13 protein-coding genes are annotated in these 12,359 nt (G+C 38.0%); 1 reads left to right on the top strand and 12 read right to left on the bottom strand.

Going from position 1 to position 12,359, the window contains the following annotated elements; all coding sequences use genetic code 11:
- Positions 1 to 66 precede the first annotated feature (66 nt).
- The 6 genes from groL to RU86_RS04060 form a co-directional block, all read right to left on the bottom strand.
- Positions 67 to 1,698, bottom strand: a complete 1,632-nt coding sequence (groL, locus tag RU86_RS04085; RefSeq protein ID WP_096814185.1) for a chaperonin GroEL — start codon at positions 1,696 to 1,698, stop codon at positions 67 to 69.
- 44 nt (positions 1,699 to 1,742) lie between these two features.
- Entirely contained in the window at positions 1,743 to 2,027 is a 285-nt protein-coding gene (groES, locus tag RU86_RS04080) for a co-chaperone GroES (protein ID WP_096814184.1), read from the bottom strand.
- Between the two features lie 238 nt (positions 2,028 to 2,265).
- Positions 2,266 to 2,661 carry a single-stranded DNA-binding protein gene (locus tag RU86_RS04075; RefSeq protein ID WP_096814183.1) on the bottom strand — a complete coding sequence of 132 codons (396 nt, stop codon included), beginning with the start codon at positions 2,659 to 2,661 and terminating at the stop codon, positions 2,266 to 2,268.
- A 56-nt stretch (positions 2,662 to 2,717) separates the two neighbouring features.
- Entirely contained in the window at positions 2,718 to 3,341 is a 624-nt protein-coding gene (gene ytpR, locus RU86_RS04070; RefSeq protein WP_096814182.1) for a YtpR family tRNA-binding protein, read from the bottom strand.
- Positions 3,338 to 3,658 (bottom strand): thioredoxin family protein, encoded by a 321-nt coding sequence (locus tag RU86_RS04065; RefSeq protein WP_096814181.1) that lies wholly within the window; start codon positions 3,656 to 3,658, stop codon positions 3,338 to 3,340. The genes ytpR and RU86_RS04065 overlap by 4 nt, the downstream gene beginning before the upstream one ends.
- Positions 3,645 to 3,959, bottom strand: a complete 315-nt coding sequence (locus RU86_RS04060; protein ID WP_047916364.1) for a hypothetical protein — start codon at positions 3,957 to 3,959, stop codon at positions 3,645 to 3,647. The genes RU86_RS04065 and RU86_RS04060 overlap by 14 nt, the downstream gene beginning before the upstream one ends.
- A 133-nt stretch (positions 3,960 to 4,092) precedes the next feature.
- Between RU86_RS04060 and pepA the strand changes: the two genes are divergently transcribed.
- A complete protein-coding gene (gene pepA, locus RU86_RS04055) occupies positions 4,093 to 5,175 on the top strand; it encodes a glutamyl aminopeptidase (RefSeq protein WP_096814180.1) in 1,083 nt (360 codons plus the stop codon).
- Positions 5,176 to 5,251: 76 nt separating this feature from the next.
- Here pepA and RU86_RS04050 read toward each other — a convergent pair whose 3' ends face one another.
- From RU86_RS04050 to RU86_RS04030, 6 genes are all read right to left on the bottom strand, one after another.
- Positions 5,252 to 7,648 (bottom strand): glucosaminidase domain-containing protein, encoded by a 2,397-nt coding sequence (locus tag RU86_RS04050; protein ID WP_143468085.1) that lies wholly within the window; start codon positions 7,646 to 7,648, stop codon positions 5,252 to 5,254.
- A gap of 146 nt (positions 7,649 to 7,794) precedes the next feature.
- A complete protein-coding gene (locus RU86_RS04045) occupies positions 7,795 to 9,327 on the bottom strand; it encodes a lipopolysaccharide biosynthesis protein (protein ID WP_096814178.1) in 1,533 nt (510 codons plus the stop codon).
- Positions 9,328 to 9,786: 459 nt separating this feature from the next.
- On the bottom strand, positions 9,787 to 10,836 hold the full coding sequence (locus RU86_RS04040) for an NAD-dependent epimerase/dehydratase family protein (protein WP_179296194.1): 1,050 nt from the start codon (positions 10,834 to 10,836) through the stop codon (positions 9,787 to 9,789).
- A 1-nt stretch (position 10,837) separates the two neighbouring features.
- Positions 10,838 to 11,017 carry a glycosyltransferase family protein gene (locus tag RU86_RS12420; RefSeq protein WP_281252123.1) on the bottom strand — a complete coding sequence of 60 codons (180 nt, stop codon included), beginning with the start codon at positions 11,015 to 11,017 and terminating at the stop codon, positions 10,838 to 10,840.
- A 47-nt stretch (positions 11,018 to 11,064) separates the two neighbouring features.
- On the bottom strand, positions 11,065 to 11,541 hold the full coding sequence (locus RU86_RS12415) for an IspD/TarI family cytidylyltransferase (protein WP_281252122.1): 477 nt from the start codon (positions 11,539 to 11,541) through the stop codon (positions 11,065 to 11,067).
- 1 nt (position 11,542) lies between these two features.
- A complete protein-coding gene (locus RU86_RS04030) occupies positions 11,543 to 12,358 on the bottom strand; it encodes a LicD family protein (protein ID WP_096814176.1) in 816 nt (271 codons plus the stop codon).
- Between the last annotated feature and the right edge of the window lies 1 nt (position 12,359).

Below are 12,359 nucleotides of genomic sequence, written 5' to 3'. Positions count from 1 at the left end.
ACCAAACTAAACATAAGGAGAAAAACAATAAAAGAACCCTCATAAACAAAGGATTCTTTTAACTGATTACATCATGCCACCCATCATCGATGGATCCATGCCACCAGGCATACCAGCAGGCGCTTCTGGCTCTGGTTTGTTTGCAACAACTGCTTCAGTTGTTAAGATCAAACTAGCAACTGATGCTGCATTTTGTAGGGCAGAACGCGATACTTTGACAGGATCAATAATCCCTGTTTCGATCATATCAACCCATTCACCTGTTGCTGCATTAAAGCCGACACCCATCTCTGAGTGTTTGAGCTTATCAATCACGACAGAGCCTTCATAGCCCGCGTTTTTAGCAATCTGACGAACTGGCTCTTCAAGTGCACGTAAGACGATGTTACGTCCTGTCAGCTCATCGCCACTCAAGTCGATTTCAGATACTTTAGCAATAACGTTTACGAAGGCTGTCCCGCCACCTGCTACGATACCTTCTTCGACTGCAGCTCGTGTTGCGTTAAGCGCATCTTCGATACGAAGCTTCATTTCTTTGAGCTCAGTCTCGGTCGCGGCACCCACTTTAACAACTGCAACACCACCCGAAAGCTTAGCTAGGCGTTCTTGTAGTTTTTCACGATCAAAATCAGATGTTGTTTGTTCGATCTGTGACTTGATGACTGCAGTCCGGTTCGCGATATCATCTTTGTTGCCAACACCTTCAACAATCGTCGTTGTATCTTTGTCAACGGTTACCTTACTCGCCTGTCCAAGAGATGCCACAGTCGCATCTTTCAGCTCAAGACCTAGGTCTTCAGTAATGACTGTACCACCTGTTAAAATCGCAATATCTTCTAACATCGCTTTACGACGATCACCGAAGCCTGGTGCTTTTACAGCAACAACATTAAAAGTCCCACGGATTTTATTCAAAACAAGTGTTGGTAACGCTTCACCATCCACATCATCAGCAATGATCAAAAGCGGACGACTTTGTTGTAAAATCTGTTCTAATAGCGGCAAAACATCCTGGATGTTTGAGATCTTCTTATCTGTGATTAAGATATAGGGATTATCAAGATCTGCAACCATTTTTTCATTATCTGTTACCATATATTGTGATAGATAACCACGGTCAAACTGCATACCCTCGACAACTTCTAGTTCAGTTTCCATCCCTTTTGATTCTTCAATCGTGATGACACCGTCGTTACCAACTTTTTCCATCGCTTCTGAAATATACTCACCAACTTTTTCAGAACGTGAAGATACAGCTGCAACTTGCGCGATCGCTTCTTTACCTGAAACAGGAATAGCGATTGCTTTCAAAGCTTCAACAGCAGTTGCGACTGACGTCTCTATCCCACGACGAATACCGATCGGGTTGGCACCAGCAGTGACATTTTTCAAGCCTTCACGAACGATGGCTTGCGTCAATACCGTAGCTGTCGTTGTACCATCTCCAGCGATATCATTTGTTTTTGAGGCAACTTCACTGACTAACTTTGCACCCATGTTTTCAAAATGATCTTCTAACTCGATCTCTTTTGCAATCGTAACCCCATCATTTGTGATTAAGGGTGAGCCAAATGATTTTTCTAATACGACATTACGTCCTTTGGGTCCAAGGGTTACTTTTACTGTATCTGCTAATATATCGACACCACGCACCATCGCTGCACGCGCATCTGATGAAAACTTAATCTCTTTTGACATGTTTACCTCCTGATAATTACCTGTTTGACTAACTGCTATATCGGTTATTCAACAATCGCTAAAATATCGCTCTCACGCACGATTAGCAACTCATCTAGACCATCTTTGATTTCACTTCCTGCGAATTTCTCAAAAATCACAGTATCACCAACCGACACACTAGGGACAACGACTGCACCGTGATGTGTCCGCTTGCCTTCACCAACTGCAACAACTTCAGCAGTTGATGGTTTTTCTTTAGCACTGGTTGTTAAAACAATACCACCTAAAGATTTTTCTTCTTCTTTTTTAACACGTAAAACAATACGATCTCCTAATGGTTTTAGCATTTGGTAAGCCTCCAATTATTTTTAATTTTTGGCACTCAATACGTAAGAGTGCTAATGATTTAATTATACGCACTTGGTCAGGAATAGTCAAGAATTTGTTTCGTTTTCTATAAGACAAGTCCTACTCTATCTAGAGGTTGACCTTGCTCGTTCATGTATCCCTGAAATAGCCTTTATGAACTTTCCAAGATATTTTGAGTATCATAAAATCCCAACTATAAGTGGGATCTGATGCAGTTTAAAAGGGTAGGTCATCTGATGCTAACATCACATCTTCTAATGACGTGGCATTATTTTCTCTTAAAGCAACCGCAGCCTTGCTCTCCAATAAATTAAACTGGTGACATAACACTTCTGTGACATAGTGCGTGACACCAGATTTATCATCGTAACGTCTACTACGAAGCTCACCTTCAATCGATATCAGGCTACCTTTCTGGGCATAGGCTACAAATAACTCTGCTGATTTCCCCCATATGACAATCGATAAGAAGTCGACCCCACGTTCGCCATCAGCAGTTTTAAACTGTCTATTTACAGCAAGTGTACTACGGATGACAGATTTTTCTGTTGCTGTTTTTCTCAGTTCAGGCGTTGCAGTTAATCGACCAATCAATAAACTTTTATTCATCATTTAAAAAATCCTCCTAGAAACCTATACGTAACTAGGGGATAGACTACTCGGATTTTTTATTTATGCCAATGTTGAGCTGGTGAAAAAGCTGTCCCTGGTACTTCACTTGATACCAGTTCAATGATCCCCCGTTTTTGAGGTGCATTAGGCAGGGCAAGTTCGCGCGGACTTGCCATCATGCCAAAACTCGGTACACCACGTAACTGGCCTGCAAAAATCAAAGCACCATTTGGCATCATCGCACCTGGTAGGACAACGATTGTTTTCATGCCAACACGCGCGTTAGGTGCACCTGCTACGATCTGAACAACTTGATCCTGACCAATCGTAACTTGGGCAATATTTAAATGATCAGAATCAGGATGTGCCACCATCTCCACGATCTCACCAACTACAAATTTTGGCTCTTGATTATTCATGAGCTGTTCTTCAAATCCAGCAGCCTTCATCTCAGTATTGAGGTGGGCAACATCTGCATCTGATAAGCTAACTTGACCATTGCCATTTACTGGAAACAAAGCTGTTGCTTCAAAAAAGTTCCAGGCAACAACCTCACCAGTATCTTGACGCGTCACTCTCGCCACATTATTTTTACGTGTTGCTGTTAATTTTTCACCTTGGTTATCACCAACAATTAGCATCAAGACGTCGTTCATATGCGTGTTATAAATCGCAATCATTTTGTTTTTACTCCTGTTAAAAATGCATCAATTTCTGTTTTTGTTTTGCGTAGTTTGTTGACCAAACGACCTGTCTCTTTACCATCTTCAATCACGACAAAACTAGGAATCCCCATAATCCCCCACTCGATAGCAACATCTAGATAGGCATCCCGATCAACTTCTATGAACGTATACTCTGGATGAGCCGCTTCGATTTCAGGCATTGATGGTTTAATAAAGGAACAATCGCCACACCAATCAGCTGTAAAAAAGAACACATTTCGTCCTTTTTTAACGTATTCTGCCAATACTTCTAAATTTTCAGGAATAATCATCTGCTATATCCACCTTTTTTTCTTCACCAAATGTTTCAACAATTCTTAAACTATCGCCATCTATTTCAAAGGTCACGACCGTACCATCTGAACGAATGATACCACCTTCATGTATCTGAAAAAGAATCGGGTCAGTCATAATCCAACTTGTCAAAATATCATCAAACATAAAATGTTGTTTTGCTAACGTCAAGAGTCGTCGTATATTTCGATCCTTACGTTTTTGGTATAGGGTCGTCACACCGACCGCAAGACTTACGCCAACAAGCGCCCCGACACCAATCTTTAATATTTTTTTCATATCTTTATTTTAGCATAATTTTAATCAGCTTGCTAACTCCTTATACTTTTTAGTGCCTATTTGAAGCGCATTTTGGTATCATTAAAGAAAGCCTTATTTTTTAATAAGCTATCTAATTTAGGAGCGTGTCATTATGTCTATCACCTTTGAAAAAATAAAGGAAATTACTGAAATTCAAGCAACTTCAGGTTTTGAAAAGCCAATGCAAGCGTTTATGCGAAAGCAGATAACCCCTCATGTAGATGACGTCCAAACAGATGGACTCGGTGGGATTTTTGGCATTAAACACGCAAAATCAGAAAATGCCCCAAGAATTATGGTAGCAGGTCACATGGATGAAGTCGGCTTCATGGTTAGTATGATCAAACCTGATGGTACCTTACGTGTGGTTGCCTTAGGTGGTTGGAATCCTCTAGTCATCTCTGCCCAACGCTTCACGTTATTTGCTAGAAACAATATCACGATCCCAATCATCACAGGCGGTATCCCGCCACATTTGATGCGCGGTGCAGGTGGTGCTACATTACCAAAAGTTGAAGATATCATTTTCGATGCTGGTTTCACAGACAAGGCCGAAGCAGAACATTTTGGTGTTCATCCCGGTGCAGTCATCATCCCACAATCAGAAACTATTCTCACTGCCAATCAAAAAAATGTCATTAGTAAGTCATGGGACAACCGCTATGGTTGCTTGATGGTCAACGAACTTTTAGCACACTTGACTACAGAAAACATACAGCTACCAAATACACTTATCGCTGGCGCCAATGTCCAAGAAGAAGTTGGGCTTCGAGGGGCTCATGTGTCTACCACAAAATTCAATCCAGATTTATTTTTCGCCGTAGACTGCTCACCAGCTCAAGATACCTTTGATGCAAGTGCTGACGGACGTATCGGTGAGGGTACCCTCATGCGTATTTTTGACCCAGGACATATTTTACTCCCTACCATGCGTGATTTCTTGTTAGACACAGCAGAATCCGCAGGTGTCAAGTATCAGTATTATGTCTCAAAAGGTGGGACAGATGCTGGGGCCGCACATTTAAAACAAGCTGGTATCCCTTCAACAACAATCGGTGTTTGTGCACGCTATATCCATAGCCATCAAACCCTATTTTCACTAGAGGACTTCGATACTGCTCAGGCCTTCCTACAAGAAATTGTGAAAAAGTTAGACCGTAGTACTGTTGAGTTAATTCGAGGTAATACCTTTTAAGTAATGCTTGTATATCAAAACAATGAAAAATGATTGCCTCCATATGGCAATCATTTTTAGTTTCTTATACAAAGCCTCAGTCTAATGCATTAAGCTTATATTTATCAATTCGATTAATTAGGTTAATGGCATAATCTGGATCGGTTGCATATCCACCGGCTTTTAGTGCCCGTGCGGCATTTTGATAACTACCAGCATTACTGCGCCAAGCACCTTGATAGCGATAGCTTGACCCATTTACCGTTGTTTTTATCTTGGTCACATAGTCTCTTAACGACTCCGATTGACTTGCATATTTTCGGAAGTTGGCATAGATGTAATATGCTGTCCCTTTATTGGCAAGTACAAAAGTTGTGGCTGGATTACCTGATCTACCTTCTGACTCTGTTCTATAGCCTGTAACTGTTTGATTAGCAGCAGTTGTATTTTCAGCCGTCAACCTGCTCACAACTGCACCTGTCCAACTAGGATCAGCCTTAACACCAAATAAATTATTACCAGTTTTAGCGAGCTCACTCTGACCCCAAGCACTTTCTGCAATGGCTTGACTCATCATAACAGATGGAAATAAGTCATTAGCTTTTGCAAGCTGTTGTGCACTGGCATAGAGGGCGTTAAACCAAGTTTTTTGCGTATCATTTGTTCCTGTTAAATCTATATTAGGTGTTTGACTTGGTCTATCATCTTGAGGTTCAGGAGCTGTCTTAGTATTTACGACGTTATTGGTATAACTAACTTGTGTAAAACCACCGAGCTCATCACCTTTTGGATCATTCGTACGTCTTACCATAATATAAGCCTGTTTATTTGATGGCACTTCCATGCTGACATCAAAACCTGTCATATCTGCAGTCGCAAAATTGCCAAGATAGTTTTTCACATCCGGTCTACTTACTATCGGTGTAACCTTTCTAGCAAGTTCTTGATTTGTGTTTTTATCCATCACGAACACATACTGATACTGATACGTGCGACTCTCTGTCCAAAACCAGCCTCGTGTATTAAGTACTGTATCATTTATGGATAAACTGTCTTGATCAGATTTCGCCTTATAAGAGGATATCGTAGTATCTGCAAAAGTATAATCAGATTTCCCACCAATTTCATCACCTTTTGGATCATTCGTACGTCTGATCATCATGATGATTGTTTTATCGATTGGCACCTCTAATTGATCTTGGATACCTGATTTTTCAGAGTTATCAAGGTTGTTCAATGCCCTTTTCACATCAGATCGAGTTTCTATATTAACGGATTTGCGAGATAGTTCTCTACCGGTATTTGCATCTAAGGCAAAGAGAAATTGGTACTTATAACTCTGTCCTGCCCAGAACCACGCACGCATCGCTAATGTATTACCAGTTAGAGAGCTGCTGTCTAAATACCCACGATTAGCAAAAGTTGTTATTGGATTTGATGTGAAGCGAATATCATCAGCTCCGCCAACATCATCTCCTCTTGTATCATCCGTTTTTCTTGACATGATATAAACGTCACGCCCCTGTGGCGTTGGTAGTGTGACATTAAAACCAGATTTTTCAATATTTGGATAATTGTAAACGTTTTTAATATCTGTTCTGATATCTGGTGTTGTGACTTGTTGACGTGAAATTTCTCTGCCAGTATTTGCATCCATTATAAACAAATACTCATATTTTTTAGAGCTATAGTGCCAACCACGAACCTTAATACTATTTCCCTCACCAGTTATTCCAACAGAGTCTAGGTAGCCTATATTCTGCTTAGTCTTGATATCATTATAATATTTTGAAACTAAATCACGAAACTGATTAATGTCATAACCAAACCTTGCCCAATATGCATCTGGATCTACATGATTGGTAGTTTGATTAAATTTATAAGACAGCATTTTATGGGTTGTTAGATTCCCATCAGGTCTAATTGACAAGTCATTTGTTTGTGGTGTACTAGGGCTCGACATTAACTTTGGTGCCCCCATATCGTACTGATCCATCTGTTGTGCTGTCCAATTTGCCAAAGTTGCTATCTGTTTATAGAAAGCTGTGTAGCCAGCAACACGGATTTGCTCAATTTGAATCCCATATTTGTTCCCATAGGCACCGGAACCCCAAGATTTCTTATTTTTATCTGCGATAGTAATCAATCTACTATCATCAACAAAAGCATGCACGAAGGCTGAATCTTGCGTTCGTACCATATAATCAATAGAGCCATTAATATTGCCACCATCAACACCAATATCATGAATGACAATCATTTGAGGTTTGCCACCATCATAATTCATATTGATATTGCCATTCTTCGATGAATCTTGATTATAAATACGACCTAGTTGTAGCTCTTCAGCGGCTGGTTTAATGTTATTTCTGATAATGTAATCATTAACATCACTGGCTGATACCTTTATAGATATAAACATACCTATAACCAACACGATAGCCCCAACTATTTGTATACTTCTCTGTTTTTCTCTGTGTTTACTATGATTCACTTATCGACCCACCTATCTCTTAATTATCTATCTTATTATATCATATTCTTGCGTTTTATACACCAATAAAAAAACTAGATCTATTAAGCTGTTTATCAGACAACTTAATCTCGAAGACCTAGAATTTTTTTGACTATAGAAACGCTTTATTTTTTTCTCACTATTCTTTGAGCTATCATATGTTTTACAGATTTAAAATACTGATTTCTGCCATGTAAGAGCGTGATAAAAAACACATCTAATACGATCGTAACGACTACTGTAGCAAGCAAATCTAACCAAGGATTTGCAAGTTCTATATATGATGTCAATTTGTAGACCAGTAAAACAATCCCAGTCGCAAGCAATAAATGACCCCAATTATAAAATAAGAACTTTTTAACCGACTCTTTAAACCCTTGTCGAAACATTTGATAGGCTTCAAACCAGCTGTTAATTAGCACATTAGTAATCAATGTCCCCATTAAGATGCCGGCAACGCCTAAATTTGTCTGAGTAACCAATAGGATAGATAGGGTCATATTGATTACTGCCTCAACAATTGATTTAAGGCCTTGAAATTGCAGCGCCCCATAAGCAAACATAAACGCACTGATTGTCTGGCGCATTTGGCCGATTAAATAATTTAAAACTGTAAATAATAAAACCCAAAATCCCATAACATAAGCTTCACCCGCCCATGCACGTACAAAAGGCGTCATTAAAGTCATTAAACAGGATGATACAATGATAGATGCCATATAATTTAAAAAATAGGCTTGATAAAACGTTTTGATATTATCATCCTTAGAATTCTTTATCGACATATTACCAATACTCGCAATAATTGAACTAATCGTTTTATTAGTAACGAAAGTAATACTCGCCGTTATTAATAAATAGTTAGCATATTGCCCAACAGCAGCGAGACCAATAAATGTTGAAATGATGATATTGTCTGTTGAGGTAAGCACAACAGAACCAACTTTGGCCCCCAGTAGTTCTAATACGTTCCGACGAATCACACCAAATTCCACTTTGCTAATGCGTTCATCTATATGTTCTTTTAAATACGGGTGCTCCTTATCAACAACTCTTGAGATAACAAAATTGGATAGGAAAGTACAGACGACTTGAATAACTAAATAAAGAATAAAATTTTGATAAACAAACAAGACAACTGACTGCAAGGACATCTGAACAACAGTAAACCAAAATAAATTGAGTTGGTTTTTATACTCTTCCTGGTAGGCAGTAAGTAAGGTTCTCTTGTAGGTGAAAATATAAGATGAGATTGTATTCATCAGAAAAAGCGCATAGATGATGTACAAGCCATCAACATTGTCTCCTTTAATTACCGTGTGCAAAAAGGGCATAAAGCCGATGCCTAATACGGCAACAAACAGGCCGATTACTTCGTAAGCACGCTTATAGAAACGCATATAGGCGGCAATTTTTGGTCTATCATTATCTGCAATGGGTTGATATAAGTTGTATGAAATCGCTGTACCAAGTCCCAATTCTGCAAAAGAAAATACAGTAAAGAGATTTGTCATCAGTCCATTAACACCTAGATATAACTCGCCTAGTTTATGAATAAATAAAGTTTGGACAATAAATTTAAAGACAAGTAAAACTACTTGTGTACCAAATGAAACCATGATATTTTTAGTTGCTTTTTGAACGTTTGTAGTTTCCATTACTAAACTCCTACTTTTGGACTCTATAGATTAATGCGATACCCCTTAATAACTTATATTGTTGACTCAAAAAGTACTGTTTTTAGTACTCATCTTGACCTTCTTGTTAGCATTTGAATATCCGGATCACCTCAAAAAAAACAAAAAACTAATTTTCTTAAAAAAGGTGTTAGCTAAAAAATGCTATGTGACTACTTTGAAATTGAAACGAAATGAATCATTGCTGTATTCTCATATAATCCTAGTGCTTTATTTAAATTATAACCACTTCCTATCTTTTAGGCAAGTCCTAGAATTAGTTTTAAATGAGAAAATTATTAATTATGCACAATTTATACTATATTTTTATGTATAGCTATCATCGTAAGCCAAAAGATGGTTATTCTTCAGAACTGTCATCTGTAGCGCTCATATTAGTTTACTAACATTGACTACCTATTTCTCTAACAACCGGTTTATCTATAATATTTTTTCATCCTTTAAAATATTAAAAACGCGCTTAATACCAGTCTTAACAGAGACACGCGATGAATAGCCAATACTGGTCAGTTTTGTATCACTCAAAACTGCCTTGCTAATTGGTGTTTTCTGAGCACTTTCAATATCTGAAATCTCATATCCAAAAGCTACACCTGCTACATTTGCTATTTCTTTTGCAAAATCTGCCATTGTGATTTCATTATCTGTTTTAGTAACATTGTAAGCTTGTCCGCTTTCACCCGCAGTTACAAGAGATAAAATACCACCAACAGTATCACTTAAATAGCTATAACTTCTCAAATGCTTGCCTTCACTCTTTAAAATAATCGGTTGATTAGCTATCGCATTTCTAAAGAAAACTGCACTTACTCGATTATCCATGGCCGTAAAGTTAGCACCAAAAACATGTGATAGTCTTGCAATCACGACATCAACACCATACTGTGACGCATAAGATATACATAAATTTTCAGCCATTTTTTTACTAAGACTATAGCACGACCGAACAGATAACGGATCGATAAAACCAGACATATTTTCATCAAATGGCAAAAATGAATCATCTAGCTCACCATAAATCTCACCTGTTGAAATGTAAATAAATTTAGCGCCATTTGCTCGACTTACTTTTAACAAGTTTTCAGTCCCTAAGAGGTTAGCCGATATCGTCCCTACTGGATCCGATGAATAGGTACTGGGGTTCGCATTACTCGCTGCATGAATAATATAATCAATATTTTCTTTATACAAAAATGGCGCTGTAACATCTTGCACTAAGTAGGAAATATACTCGCTATGATTGCCAAAATGGGATACTAAGTTTTTCTTATGTCGACCTAAAGCAATAATGGCTATATTTGCCTCAAAATGCTGGTTGAGGTAAACAAGTGTATCAACGATAAATGACCCAATCATCCCACTTGCACCTGTCACCAAAACTGTTTTACCATATAAATTATTAACATCTACGATTGATAAAGCAGCTTCCCTTAAATCTGATTGATAACTATCACTTTGGAAAAAATTCATATCATCCATTCTCTTTTTCGTAATTTAAGAGTGCTTTAAAAATTTCTAAATCATCTACTGTTGTAATTTTCAAATTTTTTTCTGACCCTAATGATAAATAAACCTCTTGGCCAAGTGCTATCGCCATATCAACAGATGCTGCTGTATTAGTGATTCCTTTTACTAAGGCCTCACGATGCATTCCTAAAATTGTTTTTACTGGGAAACCATGTGGGGTCTGTGTTCTTTTTAAATATTCACGCGGATAACTTTTTTAGAACTCGTTTCATTTTCTGTATATAAGACAACTTCTACAGTAGGGATGGAGGCTATCCCACAACCTCTTAGTTCCGTCTTAACAATACAATCTGAAATAATTTCAGACGATACCATTGCCCGATTTCCATCATGAATAATCACATTATCATCATCACTAAACCGTTTTTCAATTTCAAGTAATCCATTACGAATTGAGTCTTGACCAGTGTCACCTGACTCAACAATAGTAATTAACTTCTTAATCTGAAACTGTTTGACATAAGCTCGTAAAATATTTTCCCAACCTTTCAGACAAGTAACAACAATTGCATCAATGTCTGGATGTCGTTCAAACTTTTCTAATGTATAGATGATTAGTGGTTTATCATTTACATGAACGAACTGCTTTGGAATGGACATATTCATTCTACTGCCCACACCACCTGCTGTTAAGAGTGCAATATTCATTTTATTTTTCCTTCCAATAAAATTGATAGTAGTCGTGCGTCACTCTCTGATTTTCAGGTGGCAGTTCCAAATAATTGCCATATAGAGCTGACAAATAAGCATCATGATTTTTTATTTTACGATACGTTTTCCCTTCAAAAGTAACATCTTCATAATCAGTAAAAGCGATTCTTGGGAAAATTTCTTTAAAGCCATAATATGATGCAACGAAACCAACATTTTGGTGTATCGTTTTGTTGTATTTCTGCATAAATTTATCTTGGTTTCGAGAAACACTAAACCAGTTGCCTTTATTTTTAAGATAGATAGGAAACCTTAGCACCATTTTTGCTAAAAAAACTAGCCATGTAGGACCAAATGCATATTGTGGGAAACCTGTGCTCTCAACAGCTATTGCCTGTCTTCTTGCCTCTATTTGAAATACTTCTCGTATTTCTCGGTCATCTGGTAGTGCATCTATCGGAAAAATATCAATCGACACACCTGCACCAATCAAATTAGTATAGGTTTTGCTTTTTACAACCGTCCGAGGATCAAACAATTTTGCAAACGGGATATAAGACTTCCTTTTTGTATAGTGCAGCAGTTTGTAAGTGGTTTCAGATGTAAGCAGCTGTAATAATTTATCATAATGTTCTCTAGTAAGCACCAAATCAATATCATCATCCCAAGGTATATAGCCTCCATGACGAATAGCTCCTAAGAGCGTGCCACCTCCAAGTGAATATTCCAGATTATGCTTACGACAAATCTCATCAACAAAGCTAGCCATATCCATCTGAATTTCTCGTAACTCTGATTCTTTTATTTCTTGCATA

Origin of the sequence: Pseudolactococcus piscium, assembly GCF_002441695.1 — a bacterium.
GTDB classification, from domain to species: Bacteria; Bacillota; Bacilli; order Lactobacillales; family Streptococcaceae; genus Pseudolactococcus; species Pseudolactococcus piscium.
This window is presented reverse-complemented; position numbering and strand designations above follow the sequence as displayed.